This is a genomic window from Streptomyces sp. NPDC015345 (assembly GCF_043078805.1).
In the GTDB taxonomy this organism is placed as follows: domain Bacteria; phylum Actinomycetota; class Actinomycetes; order Streptomycetales; family Streptomycetaceae; genus Streptomyces.
The window spans coordinates 1,016,434-1,042,997 of the sequence record NZ_JBIBTX010000001.1; the positions used below are offsets into that span (position 1 = coordinate 1,016,434).

22 protein-coding genes are annotated in these 26,564 nt (G+C 71.6%); 12 read left to right on the top strand and 10 right to left on the bottom strand.

Going from position 1 to position 26,564, the window contains the following annotated elements:
* Nucleotides 1-142: 142 nt before the first annotated feature.
* On the bottom strand, nucleotides 143-628 hold the full coding sequence (locus ACF062_RS04620) for a ribose-5-phosphate isomerase (protein ID WP_392135577.1): 486 nt from the start codon (nucleotides 626-628) through the stop codon (nucleotides 143-145).
* A 184-nt stretch (nucleotides 629-812) separates the two neighbouring features.
* Here ACF062_RS04620 and ACF062_RS04625 point away from each other — a divergent pair, with 184 nt between their 5' ends.
* Nucleotides 813-2,276, top strand: a complete 1,464-nt coding sequence (locus tag ACF062_RS04625) for an amino acid permease (protein WP_392135580.1) — start codon at nucleotides 813-815, stop codon at nucleotides 2,274-2,276.
* 128 nt (nucleotides 2,277-2,404) lie between these two features.
* Nucleotides 2,405-3,745 carry an FAD-binding oxidoreductase gene (locus ACF062_RS04630; protein ID WP_392135583.1) on the top strand — a complete coding sequence of 447 codons (1,341 nt, stop codon included), beginning with the start codon at nucleotides 2,405-2,407 and terminating at the stop codon, nucleotides 3,743-3,745.
* Nucleotides 3,746-3,916: 171 nt separating this feature from the next.
* Here the strand turns inward: ACF062_RS04630 and ACF062_RS04635 are convergent, their stop codons facing one another.
* A complete protein-coding gene (locus tag ACF062_RS04635; protein WP_392135586.1) occupies nucleotides 3,917-4,495 on the bottom strand; it encodes a biotin transporter BioY in 579 nt (192 codons plus the stop codon).
* Between the two features lie 315 nt (nucleotides 4,496-4,810).
* Here ACF062_RS04635 and ACF062_RS04640 point away from each other — a divergent pair, with 315 nt between their 5' ends.
* From ACF062_RS04640 to ACF062_RS04660, 5 genes are all read left to right on the top strand, one after another.
* Nucleotides 4,811-6,277, top strand: coding sequence for an amino acid permease (locus ACF062_RS04640; protein ID WP_392135589.1), 1,467 nt, complete (start codon nucleotides 4,811-4,813; stop codon nucleotides 6,275-6,277).
* Between the two features lie 136 nt (nucleotides 6,278-6,413).
* Nucleotides 6,414-7,865 (top strand): amino acid permease, encoded by a 1,452-nt coding sequence (locus ACF062_RS04645; protein WP_392135592.1) that lies wholly within the window; start codon nucleotides 6,414-6,416, stop codon nucleotides 7,863-7,865.
* A gap of 105 nt (nucleotides 7,866-7,970) precedes the next feature.
* Nucleotides 7,971-9,287, top strand: coding sequence for a hypothetical protein (locus ACF062_RS04650; protein ID WP_392135594.1), 1,317 nt, complete (start codon nucleotides 7,971-7,973; stop codon nucleotides 9,285-9,287).
* A gap of 146 nt (nucleotides 9,288-9,433) precedes the next feature.
* Entirely contained in the window at nucleotides 9,434-10,084 is a 651-nt protein-coding gene (locus ACF062_RS04655; protein ID WP_062773926.1) for a superoxide dismutase, read from the top strand.
* 142 nt (nucleotides 10,085-10,226) lie between these two features.
* Nucleotides 10,227-10,433: a hypothetical protein gene (locus ACF062_RS04660; protein ID WP_223774663.1), complete on the top strand. Its 207-nt coding sequence runs from the start codon at nucleotides 10,227-10,229 to the stop codon at nucleotides 10,431-10,433.
* Between the two features lie 21 nt (nucleotides 10,434-10,454).
* Here the strand turns inward: ACF062_RS04660 and ACF062_RS04665 are convergent, their stop codons facing one another.
* Nucleotides 10,455-11,111: a DsbA family protein gene (locus ACF062_RS04665; RefSeq protein WP_392135598.1), complete on the bottom strand. Its 657-nt coding sequence runs from the start codon at nucleotides 11,109-11,111 to the stop codon at nucleotides 10,455-10,457.
* 145 nt (nucleotides 11,112-11,256) lie between these two features.
* Between ACF062_RS04665 and pepN the strand changes: the two genes are divergently transcribed.
* The 3 genes from pepN to ACF062_RS04680 all read left to right on the top strand — a co-directional run bounded on the left by pepN (nucleotide 11,257) and on the right by ACF062_RS04680 (nucleotide 15,646).
* Nucleotides 11,257-13,821 carry an aminopeptidase N gene (gene pepN / locus ACF062_RS04670; RefSeq protein WP_392135601.1) on the top strand — a complete coding sequence of 855 codons (2,565 nt, stop codon included), beginning with the start codon at nucleotides 11,257-11,259 and terminating at the stop codon, nucleotides 13,819-13,821.
* A gap of 255 nt (nucleotides 13,822-14,076) precedes the next feature.
* Nucleotides 14,077-14,475 carry a hypothetical protein gene (locus tag ACF062_RS04675; protein WP_392135604.1) on the top strand — a complete coding sequence of 133 codons (399 nt, stop codon included), beginning with the start codon at nucleotides 14,077-14,079 and terminating at the stop codon, nucleotides 14,473-14,475.
* A gap of 115 nt (nucleotides 14,476-14,590) precedes the next feature.
* A complete protein-coding gene (locus ACF062_RS04680) occupies nucleotides 14,591-15,646 on the top strand; it encodes a hypothetical protein (RefSeq protein ID WP_392135606.1) in 1,056 nt (351 codons plus the stop codon).
* Nucleotides 15,647-15,674: 28 nt separating this feature from the next.
* Here the strand turns inward: ACF062_RS04680 and ACF062_RS04685 are convergent, their stop codons facing one another.
* The 5 genes from ACF062_RS04685 to ACF062_RS04705 all read right to left on the bottom strand — a co-directional run bounded on the left by ACF062_RS04685 (nucleotide 15,675) and on the right by ACF062_RS04705 (nucleotide 21,005).
* The gene (locus tag ACF062_RS04685) at nucleotides 15,675-16,835 is read right to left on the bottom strand and encodes a serine hydrolase domain-containing protein (protein WP_392135609.1); all 1,161 of its coding nucleotides are present in this window, start codon (nucleotides 16,833-16,835) and stop codon (nucleotides 15,675-15,677) included.
* A 90-nt stretch (nucleotides 16,836-16,925) separates the two neighbouring features.
* Complete coding sequence (locus ACF062_RS04690) at nucleotides 16,926-18,698, bottom strand: TIGR03767 family metallophosphoesterase (protein ID WP_392135612.1); 1,773 nt, start codon at nucleotides 18,696-18,698, stop codon at nucleotides 16,926-16,928.
* Nucleotides 18,699-18,954: 256 nt separating this feature from the next.
* The gene (locus ACF062_RS04695; RefSeq protein WP_392135615.1) at nucleotides 18,955-19,422 is read right to left on the bottom strand and encodes an NUDIX hydrolase; all 468 of its coding nucleotides are present in this window, start codon (nucleotides 19,420-19,422) and stop codon (nucleotides 18,955-18,957) included.
* 9 nt (nucleotides 19,423-19,431) lie between these two features.
* A complete protein-coding gene (locus ACF062_RS04700) occupies nucleotides 19,432-20,367 on the bottom strand; it encodes a pyridoxamine 5'-phosphate oxidase family protein (protein WP_392135618.1) in 936 nt (311 codons plus the stop codon).
* A 173-nt stretch (nucleotides 20,368-20,540) separates the two neighbouring features.
* The gene (locus ACF062_RS04705) at nucleotides 20,541-21,005 is read right to left on the bottom strand and encodes a VOC family protein (RefSeq protein WP_392135621.1); all 465 of its coding nucleotides are present in this window, start codon (nucleotides 21,003-21,005) and stop codon (nucleotides 20,541-20,543) included.
* Nucleotides 21,006-21,151: 146 nt separating this feature from the next.
* On the opposite strand from ACF062_RS04705, the gene ACF062_RS04710 reads away from it, so the two are divergent.
* Nucleotides 21,152-21,703: a CGNR zinc finger domain-containing protein gene (locus ACF062_RS04710; protein ID WP_392135623.1), complete on the top strand. Its 552-nt coding sequence runs from the start codon at nucleotides 21,152-21,154 to the stop codon at nucleotides 21,701-21,703.
* Nucleotides 21,704-21,909: 206 nt separating this feature from the next.
* Entirely contained in the window at nucleotides 21,910-25,209 is a 3,300-nt protein-coding gene (locus ACF062_RS04715) for a S8 family serine peptidase (RefSeq protein WP_392135626.1), read from the top strand.
* A 58-nt stretch (nucleotides 25,210-25,267) separates the two neighbouring features.
* On the opposite strand, the gene ACF062_RS04720 is transcribed toward ACF062_RS04715, so the two are convergent.
* Both ACF062_RS04720 and ACF062_RS04725 read right to left on the bottom strand, forming a co-directional pair.
* Nucleotides 25,268-26,005: a hypothetical protein gene (locus ACF062_RS04720; protein WP_392135629.1), complete on the bottom strand. Its 738-nt coding sequence runs from the start codon at nucleotides 26,003-26,005 to the stop codon at nucleotides 25,268-25,270.
* 2 nt (nucleotides 26,006-26,007) lie between these two features.
* The gene (locus ACF062_RS04725) at nucleotides 26,008-26,538 is read right to left on the bottom strand and encodes an RNA polymerase sigma factor (protein ID WP_223779041.1); all 531 of its coding nucleotides are present in this window, start codon (nucleotides 26,536-26,538) and stop codon (nucleotides 26,008-26,010) included.
* Between the last annotated feature and the right edge of the window lie 26 nt (nucleotides 26,539-26,564).

Below are 26,564 nucleotides of genomic sequence, written 5' to 3' on the forward strand. Positions count from 1 at the left end.
AATCGCCTTGACGGCTCGTCCTCAAACGCCGGACGGGCTGAAGACTCCGGCGCGGGCCGGGGGCGAGGAGTTCCGGGCCGTGGGAGAACCGGCCCCTCCGGCGTTCGAGGAGCGGGGTCCGGGGCGGAGCCCCGTGGCCTCGCTACGCCTGCGGGTGGTGAGGCGGGATCGGGGGAAGCTCCCCCGTCTCCTCGTAGGCCGACAGCATGTCGATGCGGCGGGTGTGGCGCTCCTCGCCCGAGTACGGCGTGTTCAGGAAGATCTCGACGAACTTCGTCGCCTCTTCCTGGGTGTGCATCCGGCCGCCGATCGAGACGACGTTGGCGTTGTTGTGCTCACGGCCAAGCGCCGCGGTCTGCTCGCTCCAGGCGAGGGCCGCCCGTACGCCCCTGACCTTGTTCGCGGCGATCTGCTCGCCGTTGCCGGAGCCGCCGATGACGATGCCGAGGGCCTCGGGGTCCGCGGCGGTCCGCTCCGCGGCGCGCAGGCAGAACGGCGGGTAGTCGTCCTGGGCGTCATAGATGTGAGGCCCGCAGTCGACGGGCTCATGGCCGTGGCTCTTGAGCCATTCGACCAGGTGGTTCTTGAGTTCGTAGCCGGCATGATCCGAGCCGAGGTACACGCGCATGCGACCGAGTGTGGCACGTCGCGCGGTGGGTAGCCGCGACCGGGGCCGGGCCTGTGGGACGAAGGTCCCGGACTGGTCTGGGCCAAAGGGCCGGAATGCAACGATCCGGATTCAGGACTTCCGTCCCGATCGCTCCTGAGTTTGAATGCGGGGGCTCGTGACCCGAGAACTTAAGGATTCGTCCATGACCTCGCAACCCTCCCTTGCGAAGGCAGACAGCAACCCCTCATCCCCTGGGGATCCGCGGTCTGGCGGCAGTGGTGACACCGGCGACACCGGCGACGGCCTGAAAGCGGGTCTCAAGAACCGCCATCTCTCCATGATCGCGATCGGCGGTGTGATCGGCGCCGGTCTCTTCGTCGGTTCCGGTTCCGGGATCGCCGCCGCCGGGCCCGCGATCCTCGTCTCGTACGCCCTCGTCGGCACCATGGTCGTCCTCGTGATGCGGATGCTGGGCGAGATGGCGGCCGCACGGCCGACCTCCGGCTCCTTCTCCACCTACGCCGACCAGGCGCTCGGCCGCTGGGCCGGCTTCTCCATCGGCTGGCTGTACTGGTTCTTCTGGGTCGTGGTGCTCGCGGTGGAGGCCACCGCGGGGGCCGTGATCCTCAACGGCTGGATACCCGCCGTCCCGCAGTGGGGCTGGGCGCTCATCGTGATGGTGGTGCTCACCGCGACGAACCTCGTCTCGGTCGGCTCCTACGGCGAGTTCGAGTTCTGGTTCGCCGGCATCAAGGTCGTCGCGATCGGCGCGTTCGTCGCCATCGGTCTGCTCGCCGTCTTCGGCGTGCTGCCCGGCTCGGACAACCCCGGCGCCGGATTCGGGCACCTCACCGACGCGGGCGGCTTCATGCCCAAGGGTGCGGGAGCCATCCTCACCGGTGTGCTGATGGTCGTCTTCTCCTTCATGGGCAGCGAGATCGTCACGCTGGCGGCGGGCGAGTCCGAGGACCCGCAGCGCGCGGTCACCAAGGCGACCAACAGCGTCATCTGGCGCATCGGCGTCTTCTACCTGGGCTCGATCTTCGTGGTGATCACGCTCCTGCCGTGGAACGACAAGTCGATCACCAAGGACGGCAGCTACGTCGCCGCGCTCAACTCGATCGGCATCCCGCACGCCGGTCAGGTCATGAACGTCATCGTGCTCACCGCCGTCCTGTCCTGCCTCAACTCCGGCCTCTACACCGCCTCCCGCATGGCCTTCTCGCTCGGCCAGCGCGGCGACGCGCCCAAGGCCTTCGCGCAGACGAACGAGCGGGGCGTGCCGGTGGCCGCGATCCTCGGCTCCGTCGTCTTCGGCTTCCTCGCCGTCTGGTTCAACTACCAGTGGAAGGACACCGTCTTCGACTTCCTGCTGAATTCCTCGGGCGCGGTGGCCCTCTTCGTGTGGCTGATGATCTGCTTTACGCAGCTGCGGATGCGCGGGATCATCCTGCGCGAGGAGCCGGAGAAGCTCGTCGTGAAGATGTGGCTCTTCCCGTATCTGACGTGGGTGACGATCGCGATGATCTCGTTCGTCCTCGTCTACATGCTGACCGACGAGACCGGACGCAAGCAGGTGCTGCTCTCGCTCCTGGCGGCCGCGTTCGTGGTCGTGTTCTCGGTGGTGCGCGAGAAGGTCCGCCCCCGCGAGCAGGCCGACGCCTGACGTTTCTTGCCGGGTCCCGCGAAAAGCTGACGGAGGTTGTCAGCTTTTCGCGGGACCTTCTCCGTTGTCAGACAGATGCCAGACAGACGTACGCGGCTCAGGCGTACGCGGCACAACGGAGGCACCCCGTGGATTTCACCGCACAGCGCTTCGTCTTCCGGCCCGGCGACGACGGATACGACGAGGAGATCGCCGGGTTCCAGACCGGCTTCACGACCCGGCCCGCCCTCGTCGTCGGCGCCGAGACCGCCGACGACGTGCTCGCCGCCGTGGCCCACGCCGCCGAGCACGCGTTGCCCGTGGGCGTGCAGGCCACCGGGCACGGGCTGCCGGGGGCCTCGGAGGGCGGCGTCCTTGTCGGTACGCGGCGGATGGACTCCGTCACCGTCGACGCCGCCGCGCGCACCGCCACCGTCGACGCCGGCGCCCGCTGGGGTCAGGTCGTCGAGGCGGCGGCACCCCACGGGCTGGCCCCGCTGAACGGTTCGGCACCGGGCGTGGGCGCCGTGTCGTACACGCTCGGCGGCGGCCTCGGCATCCTCGCCCGGACCTTCGGTTACGCGGCCGATCACGTCCGCTCCCTCGACGTCGTCACCGCCGACGCCACCCTGCGTCACGTCACCGCCGACAGCGACCCCGAGCTGTTCTGGGGCCTGCTGGGCGGCGGCGCCGCCCTCGGCGTGGTGACGCGGCTGGAGATCGGCCTGGTGCCGGTCGCGCGGCTGTACGGCGGGGCGATCACCTTCGACGGGGCCACGACGGACGCCGCCGACCTGCTGCGCGGCTACGAGGAGTGGACGCGGAGCCTGCCCGAGGAGCTGACCTCGTCCCTTGCGGCGGTGGCCTACCCGGAGATCCCGCAGCTCCCGCCGCACCTGCGCGGCCGTTACCTGGTCTCGGTGCGCGTCGCGTTCACGGGCCCGGCGGATGAGGGAGAGCGTCTTGTGGCGCCGCTGCGCGCGCTCGGGCCCGCCGAGTCGGACACGCTGCGGGAGATGCCGTACACCGAGAACGCGACCATCCACAGCGATCCGGAGTTCCCGCACGCCTACTACGGGGACAGCGTGGCCCTGAGCGGCCTCGATGTCGCCGCCGCCGGGGAGCTGCTCGCGCTGGCCGGGCCGGACGCCGAGTCGATGCACGTCGTGCAGATCAACCACCTGGGCGGCGCGCTCGGGCGGCCCGCGCGGAACGCGGTGCCCTTCCGTGAGGCGGGCTGGCTCGTCCGGCTCCTCACCCCGCTGCACGGCACGGACGTCGCGGCCGCGCGGGAGCTGCACGCGCGGGCGTTCAAGCAGGTGGCGGGGCAGGCGCTCGGCCGCTCGCTGAACTTCGCGTTCGGCGGCGCGGACCGCCCCGAGGGGCTGTACGACGCGGGGACGCGAAAGAGGCTCGCCGAGCTGAAGGCCACGTACGACCCGGCGAACCTCTTCAGGCGGAACTACAGCGTCCGCTACGGCGTCTCCTAGCGCCTGTCTGACGATTCCCGTCGTCGCCCGGAGGGCGGTCTCGCGGCGTCAGGTGCGTGCTCTCGGCGTGCCGGGCGTAGGGCCTCGTACTGGATGTACTTGGCTCTGCGCCCGGTGCGGCGAGAGTGCGTGCATGGCGTCGCGAGGCAGGCGGGAAGTGTCAGACAGGCCCTAGCGGTCGAGCAGCTTCCACGCCGTGGGCAGCGCGCCCATCGCGAGCGCGGCCTTCAGGGCGTCGCCGATCAGGAAGGGCGTGAGCCCGGCGGCGACGGCCTGGGTCAGCGACATGCCGGTCGCGGCGGCGAGGTAGGGGACGCCGACGGCGTAGATGATCGCGGAGCCGAGGACCATCGTGCCGGCGGTGCGCAGCACGGAGCGGTCGCCGCCGCGCCGGGCGAGGGCGCCCACCACCGTGGCGGCGAGCAGCATGCCGAGGACGTAGCCGAGGGAGGGGGCCGCGACGCCCGAGCCCGCCTGCGCGAACCACGGCATGCCGGCCATGCCGACCAGCGCGTACAGCGCGAGGGAGAGGAAGCCGCGGCGGGCGCCGAGCGCGGTGCCGACGAGCAGCGCGGCGAAGGTCTGGCCGGTCACCGGCACCGGGGAGCCCGGCACGGGCACCGCGATCTGGGCGGCGATGCCGGTGAGCGCGGCGCCGCCGAGCACGAGGACCGCGTCCTTCGCGCGGGACGCGGGCAGCAGGTCGGCGAGGACCTGGCCGGGGCGGGTGGTGGCAGCGGCGATACTCATCGGGACTCCGCGAGGGCGTGGGCAGGCTGGGACGCGATGACGCTATCCCAGGCGAGGGCGGCGCCACACGGTCTCCGGGCGACAACCCGTGGGCGGGGCGTTGGTGGGCTCCGCACAAAGGGCTTCGCGTACACCCCTTACGGCGTGACGCTCGTCACGGAGGTCGGCGGGTGGGCGGCTCGTTTTGCGCGGAGGGCCGCCGCCCGGGGAGACTGTGGAGTCCCGCCAAAAGTTTCCGTGACCCCGCGGATCCCCCAGAGGCACCTCTGGGCACCTCTGGGCCCCCTGAGCACCCCGAGAGCAGCGCTGAGCACCATGCACGACCCCAAGGCCACGGCCGCTCCCCTCGGGGACGGGCCACTCGGAGCCGAGCCTCTTGGTGCCGAGCCTCTTGGTGCCGAGAGGGAACCGCTCGGCGGCGGGCTCAAGCAGCGGCATCTGACGATGCTCGGGCTCGGTGGGGTCATCGGGGCCGGTCTGTTCGTCGGTTCGGGGGCGGGGATCGCCGTCGCGGGGCCCGGCATCGTCGTCTCGTATCTGATCGCGGGCGCGCTCGCGATGTGCGTGATGCGGATGCTCGGCGAGATGTCGGCCGCGATGCCCGCATCCGGCTCCTTCTCCGTGCACGCGGAGCGCGCGCTCGGCCGCTGGGCCGGATTCAGCGTCGGCTGGCTCTACTGGTTCCTGCTGGTGGTCGTGCTCGCCGTGGAGGCGACCGGTGCCGCGCAGATCGCCAACGGCTGGGTACCTGCGGTGCCGCAGTGGGCCTGGGTGCTGATCTTCATGCTGGTCTTCACCGGCGCCAACCTCGCGGCGGTGAAGAACTTCGGCGAGTTCGAGTTCTGGTTCGCGGCCCTGAAGATCTTCGCGATCGTCGCTTTCCTGGCCCTCGGGCTGCTCGCGATCTTCGGGGTGCTCCCCGACACGGACCCGGCCGGCCTCAGCCACCTCACCGGTGACGGCGGCTTCCTGCCCAACGGCTGGGAGGGCGTGATCTCCGGCGTCCTCGCCGTCGTCTTCGCCTTCGGCGGCCTTGAGGTCGTCACGATCGCGGCCGCCGAGTCCGACGACCCGGTCCGCTCGGTGGCCCGCGCGGTGCGCAGCGCCGTCTACCGCATTCTCTTCTTCTACGTCGGCTCGATGCTGGTCATCGTGACGGTGCTGCCCTGGACGGCGCAGAAGGCGGGCGCCAGCCCTTACGTCACGGTCCTGGACTCGATCGGGGTGCCGTCCGCCGGGACGATCATGAACATCGTGGTGTTCGTGGCCCTGCTCTCGGCGCTCAACGCCAACCTCTACGGGTCCTCCCGGATGGTCTTCTCCCTGGCCGAGCGCGGTGAGGCACCGAAGGCCCTGCTGAAGGTGTCCGGCGGCGGGGTGCCGCGCCGCGCGGTCCTCGCGTCGGTCACTTTCGGCTTCGCATCGGTCGTCCTCAATCTGAAGTGGCCGGACTCGGTCTTCCTCTACATGCTCAACGCGGTCGGCGCGGTGCTGCTGTTCGTGTGGGCGTTGATCGCGGTGTCGCAGCTGCGGCTGCGCCGGCGCATCGAGCGGGACGCGCCGGAGCGCCTCGTCCTGCGCATGTGGGCCTTCCCCTATCTGACCTGGGCGGCGCTGGCCGCGATGGCCGCCGTGCTCGTCCTGATGCTGAGCGACGACGGGGCGCGGCCGCAGCTGCTGTGGTCCGCGGGGGCGACTGCTCTGGTGCTCGCGGTGGCCGGCCTGCGGGAGTGGCGGGAGCGGCGCGCGGGGCGGCCCGGACCAGAAGTGAACACCCCGTGAACATGACGTGTTCATTCCTTCACGACGTGTAAGCGTCGTGTCCGTATAGCGGTCCACTGTTCCCTGTCAGCGGTACAGGACTTCAGACTGTGGGCCCGCTCGTCCCCCCGTCTCGGCTACTGAACAGGGCACGCCCATGTCTCGGACGTCCACCCAGCAGGACGCAGCATCAGCGCCTGACCCCGCAGCACCTGATGCGGCACCCAAGGCCGACTCCCCGCTCGTCCACGGCCTCAAGCAGCGGCACCTCTCCATGATCGCCCTCGGCGGCGTCATCGGTGCCGGGCTCTTCGTGGGCTCCGGAGCGGGCATCGCCAAGGCCGGACCCTCGATCGTCCTCGCCTACGCGATATCCGGCGCCCTCGTCATGCTCGTGATGCGCATGCTGGGCGAGATGTCGGCCGCGAACCCGGCCTCCGGCTCCTTCTCCGTCCACGCCGAGCGGGCGATCGGCCCCTGGGCGGGCTTCACCGCGGGCTGGGGTTTCTGGTTCCTGCTCTGCGTCGCCGTCGGCCTGGAGGGCATCGGCGCCGCGAAGATCATGGTGGGCTGGTTCCCCGACAGCCCCGAGTGGGCCTGGGTCGCCCTCTTCATGCTCGTGTTCTGCGGCGCGAACCTGACGGCCGTGAAGAACTTCGGCGAGTTCGAATTCTGGTTCGCCGCGCTGAAGGTCGGCGCCATCACGCTCTTTCTCGGCATCGGCGTCCTCGCGATCCTCGGCATCCTGCCCGGCTCGGACACCCCCGCCCCCGGCCTGGAGAACCTCACCGGCGAGGGCGGCTTCATGCCGAACGGCACGGACGGCCTGATCATCGGTCTGCTCGCCTCCGTCTTCGCGTACGGCGGTCTGGAGACCGTCACGATCGCCGCCGCCGAGTCCGAGAACCCGGTCCAGAGCGTCGCCAAGGCCGTGCGCACGGCGATGTGGCGCATCGCCCTCTTCTACGTCGGTTCCATGCTCGTCGTCGTGACGCTGCTGCCGTGGGACAACAAGGACGTCGCCACCAAGGGCCCCTACGTCGCCACGCTCGACCACCTGGGCATCCCCGGCGCCGGGCAGATCATGAACGTCATCGTCCTGATCGCCCTGCTCTCCGCGATGAACGCCAACATCTACGGCGCCTCGCGCATGTCGTACTCCCTGATCGCGCGCGGCCAGGGCCCGAAGGCCCTCGGCCGGGTGTACAGCGGCGTGCCGCGCCTCGCGGTGCTCGCCTCCTCGGTCTTCGGCTTCGTCTGCGTACTGCTCAGCTACTGGCGCCCCGACGACGTCTTCCCGTGGCTGCTCAACATGATCGGCGCGATGATCCTCGTCGTCTGGATCTTCATCGCCGTCTCGCAGCTGATCCTGCGCCGCAGGACGGAGCGCGAGGAGCCGCGGAAGCTGGTCGTGAAGATGTGGGCGTACCCCTTCCTGACCTGGGTCGCGCTGGCCGCGATGGCGTACATCTTCTACCTGATGACGGAGCAGCCGGACACGCGCAAGCAGCTCCTCGCGACGGGCACGCTGACGCTGTGCCTCGCGGTGATCGGGTTCGTGCGGCAGAAGCTGGCGGAGAAGCAGGAGAAGCCGGCGGCGACCGCCTGATCGTCCGGCCCAGGAGTCGCGGCCGTCCGGCCGAGGCGTCGCGGCCCGCGGCTGTTACCTTCTGCGGGCCGCTGACGTGCGGCGCCGGACGACGGGGGGCGACGCATGAGGTGGGACGGGCAGAGCGGGCAGGACCGCGCGGGCACACGGCTTCCGGACGGCATGACTCCGCCGCGGCGCCCCCGTCGGCTGCCCCCCGCCTCACCCGGGCGTCACCTGCTCAACAAGCTGTTCTACGTCGCCGCCGTGCTCGGCATCGGCACCAGCCTGTGGGCGTACTGGCTCACGTACACGGACCTGCGGGACCGGGCCGCGAGCGAGAAGCGGATAGCCGAGGCCTGCGGCGGGGTGATCGACGCCGAGGCGGTCATGGAGCTGCGGGGCGGATTCGGCAGGGCCGTCGCGTGGGGCGAGGACGGTGGCGCGCTGCGGTCCGGCGCGACACCGCGGGAGTGCCGGGTCGGCTGGGACCGCGGCCGCAGCGGCCACCAGGGCTCCTTCTCCCTCCTCGTCCGTACGCCCGAGGACCCGATGCCGATGCACCTGGTCGGCGACAGCGTCCGGCTTGAGCCGTTCGGCCACCGGGGCACTCTCGCGTCCCGCCCGGCGGACGTGACACGCCGGGCCGATCACGCCGAGCCGCGCCCGCTGGGCGACGGGGCACTGGGCCACTACACCGACGACGCCGTCACCGTGCGGGCCGACTGCGCGGCCGGGAAACCCTCGGCCTTGCAGGTCACGGCCAAGGCCGGATACGACGACGTGTCGGACGCCGACCGCGAGATCCTGGCCGGTCTCGCCCGCGACTCCCTGACCCGGGCCGCGGCCCGGCTCGACTGCCGCATGCCCCGACTCCCGGACGTGCCGACCGAGTTGCGCGGCCCCGAGCGACAGCTCAGCGCCCCGAAGACCGCGCGCGCCTCCTGCGCCTGGTACGCCCGCCACCTCGACGACACGCGGCGCGGCCGCCTCCCCGACCGCCTGCTGGAAACGCCCACGGGAGCCGAGAGCACGACGGAGACCTGCCTGCTGGCGGTCAGCCCCCGCGGCGTGCGCGCGACCACGCCACACCTGAGCGACTCCCAGCGGCGCCTCACGGACAGCGCGCTCACCCACTCGCCCTGGTGGATGCGGACGGCCTCGTTCTTCGGCGCCGAGGCGCGGTCCGTGGCCGTGCACGACTACGACGAGCCGCACGCCGCCAAGCCCGGCACCGCGGGCGGCGGGGAGGGCCTCGGCGCCTGGTGGGCCTCCTCCGTCTGCGACGGGCGCCCCGCGGTCCACACCCTCACCGTCAGCTATACGTACGACAACCTGACGCGCGACCGGCTGCGCGCCCTGTTCCGCGCGTACGTCGACGACATCACCGCCCGGCGGGGCTGCACCGACGTCACCTTCCCCGCCCCGGCCGCCTTCCGCTGATCCCGGCGGTACACCGTCTCCAGCCCTAGGTCGAAGGGCCGATCCCCCCTGCCCTGCCGAAGCCCTCACCTGCTGCTAGCCTGCACTTGCACATCGTTTGCAATAGGTAGCAACAAGCAGTAGTTATGCAGTCGGAGGGCTCGGTCATGGCCATTTACACGCTTCCTGAACTTCCGTACGACTACGCGGCGCTCGAGCCGGTCATCAACCCGCAGATCATCGAGCTGCACCACGACAAGCACCACGCGGCGTACGTGAAGGGCGCGAACGACACCCTTGAGCAGCTGGAGGAGGCGCGCGACAAGGAGACGTGGGGGGCCATCAACGGCCTGGAGAAGAACCTCGCCTTCCACCTCTCCGGCCACATCCTGCACAGCATCTACTGGCACAACATGAACAGCCCCAAGGACGGTGGCGGCGGCGAGCCGCTGGCCGCCGACGGTGTCGGCGAGCTGGCGGACGCGATCACCGAGTCCTTCGGCTCCTTCGCCAAGTTCAAGGCCCAGCTGACCAAGGCCTCGGCGACGACGCAGGGTTCCGGCTGGGGCGTGCTCGCCTACGAGCCGCTCAGCGGCCGCCTCATCGTCGAGCAGGTCTACGACCACCAGGGCAACGTCGGCCAGGGCTCGACGCCGATCCTGGTCTTCGACGCCTGGGAGCACGCCTTCTACCTTCAGTACAAGAACCAGAAGGTGGACTTCATCGAGGCTATGTGGCAGGTCGTCAACTGGCAGGACGTCGCCAAGCGTTACGAGGCCGCCAAGCAGCGCGTGAACAGCCTGCTCCTGGCCCCGTGAGGCGCGCCGCCCCGTGAAACGTCCTGCCTCGTGATCGTCTTCTCAACCTTCGCTGAGGCAGGCGGATAGAGGAAAGACCCCCGTGAGGACGTGACTCACGGGGGTCTTTCGGTGTCCGGCGTTCCGGTGCACCGTGTCCTGCATGGTGGACGAGAAGCACTGCCCGACCTGTCGACAACTGCACCTCTTCCGCAAGGTCACCCCCGACGAGGAGGCCCACATCGCCGGGGAAGTGGGGCTCGCCAAGGCCCGCGGCTTCTGGCGCTGCACCAACCCCGGCTGCCGGTGGGTGCAGCCGTACCACGTGCGGAGCCAGGGGTTCCGTCTCCCCGAGGAGACCTTCGGCTAGCGCGGCTCCGCGGAAGGCGGGTCAGTCGAAGATGGGGCCCTGCGTGCGCGTCCGCTTGATCTCGTAGAAGCCCGGCGTCGAGGCGACGAGCAGCGTGCCGTCCCAGAGCTTCGCCGCGGCCTCGCCCTTGGGGGCCGGGGTGACGACCGGGCCGAAGAAGGCGATCTGCTCGCCGTCGGCGCCGGGGACGGCGATGACCGGCGTGCCGACGTCCTGGCCGACCTTGTCGATGCCCTCCTTGTGGGAGGCGCGCAGCTGGGCGTCGTACACATCGGAGTCCATGTGGTCGGCGAGGCCGGCGGGCAGGCCGACGTCCTCCAGGGCGCCGACGACGGCCTCCCGGGTGGGGCCCTCGCCGCGGTTGTGGAAGCGCGTGCCGAGCGCGGTGTAGACCTTGCCGGCGATCTCCTCGCCATGCTCCTGCTGAGCGGCGATGACGACGCGGACCGGCCCCCAGGCCTTGGTCCTGAGCATCTCCTGGTACTCCTCGGGGAGCTCGTCGATCTTGTCCTCGTTCAGGACGGCGAGGCTCATCACGTGCCAGCGGACCTCGACGTCGCGGACCTTCTCCACCTCGAGCATCCAGCGCGACGTCATCCACGCCCAGGGGCACAGCGGGTCGAACCAGAAGTCGACCGGGGTCTTGGCCGTGCTCGCAGCGTTCGTGTTCTCGGACATGTCTCTCCCTAGGGGATGTGTTCGGCGCCTGGGGAGGGGAACGTCGGGGGCCTGCCAGGGCATTCCCGGATGTCGGCGGCGGACGGCCCATGCGAGGATCAAAGACATTCGTACGAGTCATGCGAGTCACAAGGGAGTGCCGCCCGTGCCCGGTGAGAATCTGTCCCGCGACGAGGCCCGCGAGAGGGCCGCGCTGCTGTCCGTCGATGGCTACGAGGTCTTTCTGGACCTGCGCTCGGCGGTGGGCGAGGGCGGTCAGGAGCCGCGCACCTTCCGCTCGGTGACCACGATCCGCTTCCGTGCCGAGCCCGGCGCCGCGAGCTTCGCCGACCTGATCGCGCCGAGCGTCACGGCCCTCACGCTCAACGGCAAGGACCTGGACCCGGCCGAGGCCTTCGACGGCACCCGCATCACGCTGGAGGACCTGGCCGAGGAGAACGAACTGGTGGTGGACGCCCAGTGCGCCTACAGCCGCACCGGTGAGGGCATGCACCGCTTCGTCGACCCCGAGGACGGCGAGGTCTACCTCTACACGCAGTACGAGCCCGCGGACGCCCGCCGCGTCTTCACCAACTTCGAGCAGCCCGACCTGAAGGCCCCCTACCGCTTCGAGGTGCGGGCCCCCGAGGGCTGGACGGTGTGGTCGAACGGCGTGGGTGAACTGTCCGACGGCGTATGGAAGTTCGCCGAGACGAAGCCGATCTCCACGTACATCACGGCGATCGCCGCCGGCCCCTACCACTATGTGACGGACTCCTACGAGCGCGTCCTGGCCGACGGCACGCGCCTGGAGATCCCCCTCGGCGCGATGTGCCGCAAGGGCCTCGCCCCGCACTTCGACGCCGACGACATCTTCCTCGTCACCAAGCAGGGCCTGGACTTCTTCCACGACAACTTCGACTACCCCTACCCCTTCGGGAAGTACGACCAGGCGTTCGTGCCGGAGTACAACCTCGGCGCGATGGAGAACCCGGGCCTGGTGACGTTCCGCGAGGAGTTCGTCTTCCGCGGCAAGGTGACCCAGGCGTCGTACGAGCGCCGGGCCAACGTGATCCTCCACGAGATGGCCCACATGTGGTTCGGCGACCTGGTCACCATGCGGTGGTGGGACGACCTGTGGCTCAAGGAGTCCTTCGCCGACTTCATGGGCTCCTTCTCGATGGTCGAGGCGACCCGCTTCACCAACGGCTGGGTCACCTTCGCCAACAACCGCAAGTCCTGGGCCTACCGCGCCGACCAGCTGCCCTCCACCCACCCGATCACGGCCGACATCCGTGACCTGGAGGACGCCAAGCTCAACTTCGACGGGATCACGTACGCCAAGGGCGCATCGGTCCTCAAGCAGCTCGTCGCGTACGCGGGCCGGGACGCCTTCCTGGAGGGCGCCCGCCGCTACTTCAAGCGGCACGCGTACGGCAACACCGTCCTCGGCGACCTGCTGTCGGTCCTGGAGGAGACCTCCGGCCGCGACATGTCCTCCTGGTCGCGGTCCTGGCTCCAGACGGCGGGCGTCAACTCGCTGACCCCCCAGGTCATTTTGAACGCGGAGGGCCGGATCACCGAGCTGTCCGTGCTCCAGGAGGCCCCCGAGTCGCACCCCGAACTGCGCCCGCACCGCGTGGCGGTGGGCCTGTACCGCAGGACGCCCGGCGGCGACCTGGAGCGGTACGCCCGCGCGGAGGCCGACGTCGACGGCCCGCGCACGGTGGTGGCCGAGCTGGCCGGCGAGGCGGCCCCCGAACTCGTCCTGGTCAACGACGACGACCTGACGTACTGCAAGATCCGCTTCGACGAGACCTCACTCGAGACGCTGCGGGAGCACCTCGGCGACCTGACCGACCCGCTCGCCCGCGCCCTGTGCTGGTCCGCGCTGTGGAACCTCACGCGGGACGCGCTCATGCCCGCGCGGGACTTCATCGGCCTCGTGCTGCGCTTCGCGGGGCGCGAGAGCGACATCGGCGTGCTCCAGATGCTGCACACGTGGGCCAACGCCGCCCTCACGCAGTACGCCGCGCCCGACTGGCGCGAGGAGGGCGGCCGGGTGCTCGCCGAGGGCGCGCTGCGGGAGCTGCGCCTGGCGGATCCGGGCAGCCAGCACCAGCTGACCTGGGCGCGGTTCTTCGCGGCGGTGGCCACCTCGGCGGCCGATCTCCAGCTCCTGGAGGGCCTGTTGGCGGGCACGGCGAGGATCGACGGCCTGGAGGTCGACCAGGAGCTGCGCTGGGCTCTGCTCGGCCCCCTGGCCGCACACGGCGCCGCCGACGAGGAGGCCCTCACGGCCGAGCTGGCCCGCGACGACACGGCCTCCGGCAAGCGGCACCAGGTGCGGTGCCTGGCCGCGCGGCCCTCGGCGGCGGTCAAGGCGCAGGCGTGGGCCGCCGTGGTGGAGTCGGACGCGCTGTCCAACGCACTGGTCGAGGCGACGATCGCCGGGTTCGCGCAACCGTCGCAGCGGGAGCTGACCGCGCCGTACGTCTCCAGGTACTTCGAGGCGATCGAGCGGGTGTGGGCGGAGCGGTCCATCCAGATCGGCATGGACGTGGTGCGGGGACTGTTCCCGCACCTCCAGGGCGCCGAGGCGCTCGCCGCCGCCGACGCGTGGCTGGCCGCCCATGAGAGCGCCGCACCGGCCCTGCGGCGCCTGGTCCTGGAGGCCCGCGACGACCTGGCCCGCTCGCTGCGGGCGCAGGCCTGCGACGCGGGGGCCTAGGCCGGGGGGAAGTCTCGCCGGGGGCGTGCGGCTGTCCGCCGCCCCCGGCACCCCGCGGGTGCCTTCGCTACCGCGCCCGTTGGATGACCCACCGCCGCGTACCGCCGTGGTTTACCCGCTGCCGCGAGGGGTGGAGCGGAAAGTCAAACGTCCGTGGGACGCGGTGTGAGGGGCTTCCCCCGTAGCTTCCTGTCTTGACCGCACAACCCGTTGAGACACAGGGGGAACACCTTGCGAAAGGTCAAGATCGCATCGATGGCGGCCTCCGCCGTACTGCTCGGCAGTGGCCTGACGGCCGCCGTGGCGGGGCCGTCCGCCGCCTCGGACTCACCCGTCAGCCCGGCCCGTGCCTGCACGGAGAACGCGCCGCGCTTCACCAGCTACCCGGGCACCGGCGCCAACGACCCGGCGTACTGGCCCGCCAGGGGCACCTACGCGACCACCACCACCCGGTGCAAGGACATCAACGTCAAGCTCAGCAGCGCCGCCCGCGACGTGCGGACCTGCTTCAAGAAGGGGTCGGGCTGGGAGTGCAACAGCTGGAAGCGGATCGGGAGCAGCTGGAAGCTGGCTGCCTCGGACGTGCTCGACGGCACCAAGTTCTTCCTCCAGTTCAAGGGCACGAGCCGCGCCACGGGTTCGTTCGACTACTGAGGGGGAAAGCTCATCGGCAGTCGAACGCCCGTGCTTTAGGGCGAGCTTGTCCGGGTTTGACGACGAGTGTGTAACAGCGGTTAGGGAGCGGAGCGGAGGCGGGAACGACCGGGGCATGAACCACGACACCCCGCTCTCGCCGCTCCCTCTCCAGCACCTCGCCGACATCCAGCCCCGCGTCCTGAGCACCGCCCAGCTCCGCGAGCACGGCGTCTCCGCCACGGACGCGGGCACCCACTGCCGACCCGGCGGTCCCTGGCAGCAGCTTCTGCCAGGGGTCTGCCTGCTGCACCCGGGGCCGCCGACCAGTGAGGAGCGGCTGCACGGCGCCCTGCTCTACGCGGGGCGCCCACCGGCCCAGCGGGCCGCCGCCGTGCCCGCCCAGCCCACCTCGGGCGAGCCGCACGCCCCGTACGCCGACGCGATGATCACGGGCCTGGCGGCGCTCGCCCTGCACCGCTTCTCGTCCGCTCCCCCGCTGCTCTCCCTGGACCGCATCGACATCCTGGTGCCCCGCACGCGCCGCCTGCGGTCCGCCGGGTTCGTGCGGCTGGTGCGCGGTTCCGCACTGCCGGCCCCCCAGCACCTCACGGGAGTTCCGGTCGCCCCGGTGGAACGCGCCCTCGCCGACGCGGTGGCGCAGCTCACCGAGGCGGGCTCGGTGCGCCGGCTGCTCAGCGAGGCGGTGCGCGGCGGGCACTGCGAACCGCCCGCCGTCGTACGGGAGCTGGCCAACGCCCGGCTGCTGACCCTGCCGCACGTCGTGGACGCCGTGGACTCGCTGCTCGCCGAGGGGCGGGCCATCGCGGAGGACCGGCTGTACCGGCTGGTGGCCGAGCATGGCCTGCCCGACCCCTTGTGGAACGTCGACCTGCGGCTGCCCGGCGGCCCGCACCTCGGCGGCGTCGACGCCTACTGGCCTCAGCAGTCCGTCGCCGTGGAGCTCGACACCCGCGCGCCCCGGCAGGGCGCGCGCCAGGACGACGACGCGCTGTGGTCCGAGTACGCCCGCAAGCGCGAGCACTTCGAGCGGCTCGGCATCACCGTCGTCCACATCACCCCGAGAAAGCTCCGGGACACCCCGGACCAGCAGGCGGCCGTCGTGCGGACCGCGCTGATGGCGTCGACGGACCGTGACCCGGCGGCGTACGTCGTGGTGCTGCCCAGGTAGCGCGTCGGCCGCCCCGGCGGGGTCTTCGCTATCCCTGCCCGCGCCCGCAGAACTCGGCGTCGAGGACCGGGCCCGCCTCGCCGCCGGGACCGTTGAAGTTGAGGGCCAGCGCGTGGCGGCCGTCCGCCGTCGTGCCCGCCAGGGACGACGAGCCGTGGATGTCGCCGCCGTGGCCCCACACGACCGTGCCGCACGAGGTCGTGAAGGGCTGGATGCCGAGGCCGTACCGCTGGCCGGGCCGGTCCTCGCCCTTGGGCACGGTGGTTTTCATCGCCGCGAGCTGCCGCTTCGGCAGGAGCTCGCCGCGCAGCAGCGCCGTGTAGAAGCGGTTCAGGTCCGCCGAGTCGGAGATCATCTCGCCCGCCGCGCCCGCCATGGAGGGATTGAGCTCCGTGACGTCGTGGCGCTTGGCGCCGGGGTCGTCGGAGAGCCTGGTGTAGGCGCGGGAGCCGGGCGCCGGCATCGTCGACGCGGTCCCCGGGACGGACGTGGCGCGCAGGCCGAGCGGTTTGATGACGCGCTTCCTGATCTCCTGTGCGTACGGGGTGCCCGTCACCCGCTCGATGATCATGCCCGCCAGTACGTAGTTGGTGTTGGAGTAGTTCCAGCCGGTGCCGGGCGCGAAGTCCGGCTCGTGGCGCATGGCGATCCCCACCAGCTGCTCGGGGGTCCAGGTGTCGTGGCGGTGGGCGAGGAACTCCTCGCTGAACACCCGTCGCTGGAAGTCGTCGTCGGCCGTGACGCCGAAGATTCCGCTGGTGTGGTTGAGGAGCTGGCGCACCGTGATGCGGTCGCCGTCGTGGCCGTTGCCCTCGACGACGCCCGGCAGCCACCGTCCGACCTTGTCGTCGAGGGACAGCTTCCCCTCGGCCTCCAGCTGGAGGAGGACGGTCGCGACGAAGGTCTTGGTGATGCTGCCGACGCGGTAGCGGTCGTGGGCCCCGCGCGGGGTGGCGCGCTCCAGGTCGCCGAGGCCGGCGGCGGCGTTCCAGCGACCGTGCAGGTCCCTGGCCTGGGCGGTGACGCCGGGGGCGTCCTCGTTCAGGGCCTTCTCCATGGCGCGCAGGGTCGCCCGGTGCCGCTCCCCGTCTCCGGGCGGCGCCGCGACCGCGGGGGCCGCGAAGGCGCCCGCCGCCACCACCGCCGCCAGCGTCGCCGCCACCCCGGTCCATCTCCTGCGCGCTGTCATGTGCCGCCCTCTCCTGGTCTGTCCGCGTCGGTCGGCGGGAGGGACTCCGGGCGCGGCGCGCGGGTTGTCCACCGGGGAGAGGTTGAGCTGTTATCGGCCTTTGCGCAGCACCAGTTCCGTGTTCCGGTCGCCCGCCTCGCCGACCGAACCGGGCTTCGCGCCGGGGGCGTTGAAGGACAGCTCGCGGTAGAGCGCGGCCAGACCGGTCTGGGAGAGATCGGCGAAATCCGTGCGGTGGGGCGCGGCCGATTCGATGAGCGTGGTGAAGACGGAGAGGGTGCCGTCGTGGTTGTCGGCGAGTTCCACGACCCGCGCCAGCTGCGGGAAGTCGATGTGGGAGGCGGTGGAGACCTCCCAGAAGGAGCCGTCCGGGGTGTGGTGCGGGGTGATCTTGTTCTTGTGGCTGTGGCCGTTGACCCAGGCGACGACGGACGGGTGGCGGCCGAGCAGCGCGAGGACCTCCTCGCCACCGTGCCGCGCCTCGCCGGGCCGCGCCGGGTCGTGGCGGAGGTTGCGCATGGTCCTGCTGGTGTGGTGGCTGAAGACGACGACGTACGAAGGTCCGCCGGCCCGCCGTTCGTTGGCCGTCAGCTCACGCTCGAGCCAGCGCAGCTGGGTGGTGCCGAGCGAGCCCTCGTAGTGGCCGCCGGGGTCGGTGGTGTCCAGGCTGATGCCGAGCACGTCGTCGCTGACCCGGAAGGAGTAGTACTGGGTGGCGGACGCCAAATTCTCCCGGGTATAGCCGTGGCCGACGGGGCCGGGGCCCTTGTGGGCGGGGTCCAGGTGCGCCTTGACGTACTCGGCGGGGGTGAAGGGCGCCCGCGACTCGTCGGGCGTGATGGACCGCATGCGCCGCGCCTCGCTCTTCAGGAGCTCCTTGAAGTGGGCGCCCTTGGGGTCACGGCCCTTCTTCACGGCCTTCCACAGGGCGGCGCCGCGCATCTCGTCGAGGGACATCAGCTTCTTGCCGCCGACGGCGAACTCGGTGAAGTAGGAGTCCTTCGGCGCCCAGCAGCCCCCGGGCAGCGCGTCGTGATTGCCGACGGTGGAGTACCAGGGCAGTCCGAGGCCCGGGCTGTTGACCTCGCGGACGGCGGCGTCGAGGAAGCCGGGCAGACGCGGGAAGCCGAGCGCCTTGTCGGTGTCGCGCAGGGCGTCGTCCGGGTGCCAGTACAGCTTGAGGCCGCTGTCCTGCACGCCTTCGTAGCGGCGCGGGTCGCCGGTGTTGGGGGTGATGCGGCCGCCGCTCATCACCTTGAGGAACCAGTCGAGTTCGGTGCGGGAGTTGTTGTCGGTGTTGTCGCCGGTCGTGACGACGCAGTGCAGGGGCGCACCGGTGGCGGGCGCGCCGCGCAGGGCGTTGACGCGCTCGACGAGGGAGACCGCGCCGGCCACCGACAGGGACTCGTGGGGGCGCCAGGCGCTCGCCGTCTGCGCGCGCAAGTACTCGTACCGCAGAGGGTGTTGTACGTCGACGATGTGCAGGTCGGTGAATTGCACGAAGGCGGCGAGCGCGGTCCGGCGCCCCTGACGCCCCGGCTTCGCCGCCGCGAGGTCGGCACGCACCGTACGCCGCCAGGCGGGCCCGTCGCCGAGCCGGCGGTAGCCGGAGGTGCCGCGCGGGGCGGCGGCGGTGAGCAGGGTGGTGCCGCTCTTGTACGGCATGAGGGGCGCGGCGGGCGCCGGGCGGGAGCGGGGCACGGTGGCGTGGCCCGCGGGCGCGGCGTTGCCGGAGCCGGCGCCGGGGCCGAGCGCGTAGCCGATCCCGGCGGAGAGGGTGATCGCCCCGGCGGCGGCGAGGACGGAGCGGCGGTCGAGGCGGACCGTGGCGGGTGCGGTGGCGACAGAGCGTATGCGCGGCATGCGCGGTCTCCCCGGGTGCGAACGCGTCGACAGTGGTCGCGGGGCCCGGGGGCCGGGGTGCGGCCCGCGAACTTCCCGCTCTCACTGGATCGTTGGCATCGGGGGTGACCTGTGTGTGAACGACACCGCAACGACCGGCGCCGATCACCGTACGTGGATCACCGGGCGCCCTGCGCGGTCACGCACCCCTCCCCGGGCGGAGAGGAAGCGGTCACTCCACGTTCACCTTCGAGGGAAGGGAAGGCTCGGCGGAGGCTCAGCGGCCGGGGTCAGCGCCGTCAGGGAGGTGACCGTCGGAGGGGCGGGCGCGCCACAGTGCGAGGCCGATGTCGACGAGTCCGACGCGGTCGAGGTCCGCGACGGACTCCAGGGGGTGCCAGGCCGCGAGGTCAGTGGAGCCGTCGGTCTCGTGGCGCAGTTCGCCGCCGGTGATCCGGCCCTCGTACAGGATGCGCAGCCCGTGGAAGTCGGCGACGGCGCCGAGTCTGCGCGGGTAGCGGCGGCGCAGGGAGTCGACGCCGAGGAGGGTCACCGGTTCGACGACGTATCCGGTCTCCTCGTCGGCCTCGCGGATCACGGTGTCGTAGGGGTCCTCGCCGTGGTCCATGCCGCCGCCGGGCAGCGTCCAGCGTTTGCTGCCGTCGCCCGCGACCCAGCGGGCCAGCAGTACCTGTCCGTCGCGTACGCATACGGCGTAGGCCGCCACCCTGAGCTCCTTGTGCACAGACCGACGCTAGTCGCCCACGGCTGGATTGGCAGGAGAGTACTCAGGGTCGGACCAGCGCCAAGGGCTCGCGGAGCGGGTCTCGACCGCCTCGGTCAGGGTGAAGCGGACCGTGCGGGAGCCGTCGTCGGCGTAGTCGGTGCGGGCGGTGCCGGTGAGTTGGAGGGTGGTGCCGGTCGTCCAGTCGAGGAAGAGGAGGCCGGCGCGGGGGTCCTCGTGGAGGTTGCCGAGGGAGAGGAACATGGCGTTGCCGGGGTAGTCGTCCCACTCCAGGGTGGTCGGTGAAGTGACGCGTACGAAGCCGGGGTCGCCGCCGCGGTGTCCGGCGTCGGCGCCGTGCGCGTGGACGGTGGCGAGGAAGAAGGTGTCGCTCGCGGCGACGGACGCGTGCTGCTCGGCGGTGAGGCGGGTGGTGCGGTGGGGTTCGCCGGGGCCTTCCGGCCTCCGGCCCTCGTGCAGTGTGCGTTTTTGCAGGTACTTCGGGCAGTTGGCGAAGACCTGGTCGGCCTCGATCGCGAGGCCCCGGGGTGTGGGGCGGGACCTGCCGTTCAGTCGCATGCGGCGCCTGGTGCGGGGGTCGAGGGCGAGGGTGCCGACGGGGGTGTTCTCGCGGGCCAGGGCGGGGGCGAGGGGGTCGGTGGCGCGGGGGGTGCCGGTGATCGAGATCTGGCGGGGGCCCGTGGCTCGCACGAAGCCGGGGGTGCCGGTCAGGAGGGAGGCCCAGACGGCGCCGGTGGGGTCGGTGCCGGTGATCACCAGCTGGGGCTGGATCTCCAGGAAGGCGGCGGCGATGGGGCGGACGCCTTGGCTTATGGAGCGGGCTACGTGGTCGGCGAGTTCGCGTACGCCGGCCTTGTCCTGGATGGCTCGGGAGCCGTGGTGGTAGGGGGTGTGGCGGTAGGGGGTGTGGCGGTAGGGGGTGTGGTGGTCGGCTGGCGGGGCCATGGGGGCTCCGATCCGGGGGTGTGGGTTCGGGTGCGGGTGCGGGTGTGTTGTGGCTGGTCGCGCAGTTCCCCGCGCCCCCTTCGGGGCGCTCATGTGGATGTCCGTCCGCGGGTGCGTTGTGGCTGGTCGCGCAGTTCCCCGCGCCCCTTTCGGGGGCGCTCGTGCGGGGTGGGCTAGAAGAAGCCGCAGGTTGGGGCCGACTTCACGGGGGTGGGCTCGTTCTGGGCTCCGGAGGGGGCGAAGATCTCCAGGCGGGTGCCGTCCGGGTCGTGGAAGAAGATGCCGCCGGACGCGGCGCCCTCGCCGTGCGGTACGACGCCCTCGTAGGCGAACTCCACGCCATGGGCCCGCAGCGCGCTCTCGTAGTCCTTGACGCGTTCGATGGAGTCGGTCTCGATCGCGAGGTGGTGCAGGCCCGCGTGGGCGCCCGAGTACGCGGCGTCGGCCTGCTGCCAGAGCGTGAGGACCGGACGCGCGCCGTCCCCGAGGAAGGCGAAGCGGCGGCCCTCCTCCTTGCCCTCGCCGATGACCCCGTAGCCGAGGACGTCGCGGTAGAAGGCGAGCGAGCGTTCGAGGTCCGTGACGTTCAAGCCGATGTGGCCGGTGCGCGGAGCGGTGGATGTGGTGCTCGCGGTCATGACTCTCCCCTGGTCTGGTCGTGGACGTGTCGCGGCGCCGCCCCGAGCGGGGCGATCTAACCATTGAATGTGAGGTTAGGGGTTAGCTGTCGCGTGCGTCAACCGGTCACGTAGCCTTGAGCGGTTAGCACTGAAGGGAGCACCCCATGCCCGCCGCAACCCACGACCCCCGCCCGCTCACCGGCGAGCCGCTCTCCCTCGACCTGCTCAACACCCGCTGGGTGCACGACGGCGCACGCCAGGACCTGCTGACCGGCGTCGAGGGACTCGCCGTCTGGCTCGCGGCGAACGGCCTCGCCGAGCGCTTCCCCGCCGACGGCCCGACCCTGGAGCACGTGCTGCGCGCCCGCGACGCGCTCGCCTCCGCCGTGGACTCCCCCGGCGATGCGGCCGCCGCCGCCCGCGTCGACCGGATCCTCGGGCACGGCCGGATCCGCGCGAGGCTCTCCGCCGAGGGCCCCGGCGAGGAGCCCGAGTTCGCCGACGTGACGTGGGGCGCGGCCTGGCTCGCCGCCCGCGACTATCTGAACCTCCTGGCCACCGCGCCCGACCGGATCCGCGGCTGCGCCCACGAGGCATGCGTCCTGCACTTCTTCGACACCTCGCGCAACGGCACGCGCCGCTGGTGCTCCATGGCGGCCTGCGGCAACCGCGCGAAGGCTTCGCGGCATTACGCCCGCTCGCGCGACGGCCGGTAGCAGTAGCCCCAAGTCACCCTATGAACCGCCTTGTCCACCATGACGTATGGCGGAATTGCGTCACGCCCTGATCACAGCTCGGACAACTCTCCCCAAACAGCTGTCACTTACGTAAGGCTGAGCGGTCATCCGGCCCCGGATTCCGGAACTTCGCGGAAACCGGGCCGTATGAACCCTCCTCCCGACCTTCACGTACAGGGATGCCGATGCCCAGATCCAGTTCCAGCGCGAGACCCCCGGTCTCAGGACGCGCGCCCCGCCTCGCGATAGCCATCGGCCTCACCGCCGCGCTCTGCGCGACCGGGGCGGCGCCCATGGCCTTCGCGGCGGACGACGCCCCCGTGCCCGAGCCCAAGTCGGCCGCGGGCAAGCTCGGCCCGGCCGACGCCGACCTGCTCGCCGAGGCCAAGGCGGACGGCGAGAAGACCGTCACGATGATGGTCGCCACCGCCCCCGGCGCCACCGAGCGGGTCGCCGACCAGCTCGACGCGGTCAAGGGCGGCTCGGTCGGCCGCACCTACGACAAGCTCGGCTACGTCCGCGCGACCGTGCCGACCGGCAGGGCCGACGCCGCGATCAAGTCCGCCTCGAAACTGTCGTCCGTGCACGCCATCGACCTGCGCCATGAGATCGAGCTGGACGACCCGACGCCCGCCGCCGACCGTGCCAAGGGCGCGGCGCTCGGGGCGAAGGGCACGTACCCGGGTCCGGGCAGGAAGACCCCGGCGAAGAACCCGTACAACCCCTCCGCCGAGACGGGCGCCGTCGACTTCGTCAAGAAGCACCCGAAGGCGGACGGCCGCGGCGTCACCATCGGCATCCTGGACTCCGGCGTCGACCTCGGCCACCCGGCGCTGAAGAAGACCACCACCGGCGAGCGCAAGATCACCGACTGGGTGACGGCGACCGACCCGATCGTGGACGCCGACGGCACCTGGCGCCGCATGACCGACGCGGTCAGCGGGCCCACCTTCACCTGGGACGGCAAGACCTGGAAGGCCCCCGCGGGCTCCTTCCAGGTGAACCGTTTCCGCGAGTCGGCCACCACGGGCGGCGACGCCAAGGGCGACATCAACCGCGACGGCGACACCACCGACAGCTGGGGCGTCCTGTACGACGCGGCGGCCGGCACCGTGCGCGTCGACCTGAACGACAACAACGACTTCACCGACGACGAGACGATGAAGCCGTACAAGGACGACCACCAGGTCGCCTACTTCGGCAAGGACAATCCGGACACCGACGTCGTCGAGCGCGTGCCGTTCGTCGTCGAGATCCGCAAGGACGTCCCCACCGACCCCTACGGCGGTGACTGGGTCGGCAAGAAGGCCGACTTCGTCAACATCGGCGTCATCGAGTCCGAGCACGGCACGCACGTCGCGGGCATCACCGCGGCCAACGGCCTGTTCGGCGGCGAGATGGACGGCGCCGCCCCCGGCGCCAAGCTGGTCTCCTCGCGCGCCTGCACCTGGACCGGCGGCTGCACCAACGTCGCGCTCACCGAGGGCATGATCGACCTCGTCACCAAGCGCGGCGTCGACATCGTCAACATGTCGATCGGCGGCCTGCCCGCCCTCAACGACGGCAACAACGCGCGCGCCGAGCTGTACACGCGCCTCATCGACACCTACGGCGTGCAGCTGGTGATCTCCGCGGGCAACTCCGGCCCCGGCGCGAACACCATCGGCGACCCGAGCCTCGCGGACAAGGTCATCTCCGTCGGCGCCTCAATCTCCAAGGAGACCTGGGCCGCCAACTACGGCTCCGTCGTGGAGAAGAAGTACGCGATGATGAACTTCTCCTCGCGCGGCCCGCGCGAGGACGGCGGCTTCACGCCGGTCATCTCGGCGCCGGGCTCGGCCATCAACACCACGCAGACCTGGCTGCCGGGCTCCCCGGTCGCCGAGGCCGGCTACCAGCTCCCCGCCGGTTACTCGATGCTCCAGGGCACCTCGATGGCCTCCCCGCAGGCCGCGGGCGCCTCGGCGCTGCTGCTCTCCGCCGCCAAGCGCGAGAAGGTCGAGCTGACCCCGGCGAAGCTGCGCACCGCGCTCACCTCGACCGCCGACCGCATCCGCGGCGAGCAGGCGTACGCGCAGGGCAGCGGCCTGATCGACGTGGTCGGCGCCTGGCACGCCATCGAGGACGGCGCGAAGGCCCACACGTACACCGTGAAGGCCCCGGTCGACACCGCCCTGGAGCAGGAGCTGAAGAAGCCCGGCACCGGCATCTACGACCGTGAGGGCGGCCTGAAGACCGGTCAGAAGCGGACGTACGACGTCACGATCACCCGCACCTCGGGCCCGGACCGCGGCATCCGCCACGAGCTGGACCTCGTCAACAACCACGACAGGACCTTCCGCCTCCTCGGCGATGATGACGTGACGCTGCCGCTGAACAAGCCCGTCACCGTGAAGGTCCAGGCGAAGGCCGCCTCCGCCGGTCTGCACAGCGCGATCCTCACCGTCGACGACGAGCGCACCGAGGGCGTCGACCGGCAGATCATGTCGACCGTCGTCGTCGCGGCGCCGCTCGCCAAGCCGTCGTTCACGTTCGAGGCGGACGGCTCGGTGCAGCGCAACAGCACCACGTCGCACTTCGTCACCGTGCCCAAGGGCACCAAGTCCCTCGAAGTCGCCCTCGGCGGCCTGAAGGACAAGAGCCAGACGCGCTTCATCGCCGTGCATCCCTACGGCGTCCCGGTCGACTCCACGTCGTCGATCGTCTGCTACCCGAACTACGAGAACCCGGCCAACACCTGCCGCCCGGACCTGCGTTCGTACGGGGAGCCGCAGCCCGGCGTCTGGGAGATCGAGGTCGAGTCGCGCCGCACGTCGCCGCTGCTCGACAACCCCTACGAGCTGAAGGTCTCCGCGCTCGGCGTCGACTTCGACCCGGCCGTGCAGACGGTCCCCGAGGCGAAGGTCGGCGCCCCGGCGCCCGTCGCCTGGAAGGCCACGAACAACTTCGCCGCGGTCGAGGGCAAGCTGAAGGGCGGCTCGCTCGGCTCGTCCAAGTCGGCGCGGCCCAGCATCGGCCAGGGCGCCACGCAGACCACCACGGTGGAGGTGCCCGCGGGCGCGGAGCGGCTCGACGTCGTCATCGGCTCCCCGGCCGATGTCGCCGCCGACCTGGACCTGGCCGTCAAGAAGGACGGCAAGGTCGTCGGCTCGTCGGCGGAGGGCGACTCGGAGGAGTCCGTGAGCCTGACGAAACCGGCCGCCGGTACGTACACGATCGAGGTCGTGGGCTACTCGGTGCCGACCGGTTCGACCGCCTACGACTACCGGGACGTGTTCTTCTCGGACGCGCTCGGCAAGGTCACGGTCGACGGGTCGAAGACGGTGGAGCTCGGCAACGGCGACTCGGCGCGGGTCGAGGCCGCGGTCGAGGCGAAGGCCCCGGCCGCTGAGGGCCGTGAGCTGTTCGGCGAGGTGTCCCTGCTGAACGCGGGCGGCACGGTGGCCGGTAGCGGCAGCGTGAAGATCGAGAAGGTCGCGCCGTAGCGGTGACCGACTGACCCCAAGCGCCGGGTGGGCTCGGAACGAGCCCACCCGGCGTTTCTCATTGCCGGCACCGGATGCCCACCGAACCCGGCAGGGCCTTGAGGATCAGGCGGCGCAGTTCGTCGCCGTCCTTGCCGGTGGGCCAGTTGTCCGGTTCCGCCGCACCCTTGGGGATGGTGATCAGGGCGCGGTCGCCCTTCCGCAGGCGCGGGTCCACGTCATGGCTCATCGGGAACGTGACCGTCCGGTCGCCGGACGCGGGCTTGATGTACCGCGTCACCTTCAGCGTGATCCGGTCCCGCGCGGCGCCCGGCACCGCGTCGACCGCCGAAACCGTGCCCTCCACGATGAGCCGCGAGCACGCGACGAAGCCCTCGGCGGTGAGGTCGGCCTCCGCGTGCCCGGAGCCGTCGCCCCGCTCGTCGGGCGCCGCCGCCTTCGCCCCGCTCGCGTCCGCGTCACCGCCGCCCGCCCCCATGCCCGCGTCCACGGCGAGCCATCCGAGCCCGCCGATCACGGTGACGGCGGCCACCGCCGCGGCGACCGCGCCGAGGGCGAGGGTGAACCGCTGCCGGGCCGTGCGCGGGGCCCTGAGCGGGACGACCCGTGCCGGCGGCGCCCCGGGAGCGGCCGCCAGTGTCTCGCCGATCACCCCGAGCCGCTCCCGCAGGAGTGCGACATCCGCCACAGCCGCCGCGTGCTCGGCGGCGAAGGCGGGGTCGCGCAGCGCCTCCTCGGGGACGGGGTCCTCGGTGATCGCCGCCATCAGCGCGTCGAAGCCGTCATCGCCGGGCACCGTCACACCACCTCCCCTTCGTGCAGCCGCGCCCGCAGCAGCCGTACCGCCGTGTGCAGCCTGCTCTTGACCGTGCCCTCCGGAATGCCCAGCTCCGCCGCGATGGCGCGCACCGGCAGATCGGCGTAGAAGCGCAGCACGACGACCTGCCGCTGGGCGTCCGGCAGCTCGCCGAGGCCCTGCGCCACGGCCATGGACAGGGCCCGGGACTCCGCGCCGTCCTCGTCCGTGGTCTCCCGCCACAGCACGGCGAGCCGCTCCCCGAGCCGCTCCTGCCTGCGCCGGGCCCGGTGCCAGTCCATGGCGAGGTTGGAGGCGACGACGGCCGCCCACGCCGAGACGTCACGCGGCGCCTCACGCCCGTCCGCGGCCCGCTCCAGGAGCTTCAGCCTGACCTGCTGCACCCCGTCCGGCAGGTCGGCGTGCGGCACGCCGCCGAGCGCGAGCACCGCCCGTACCCGGTCCTCCTGGGCCGGATCGAGCGGATCCGCCCGCTCCGTCTCGCGGCGCCGCTGCGCGCGGCGCGTCCCGATGCGCGGCAAGATGCCCCTCCCCTCCC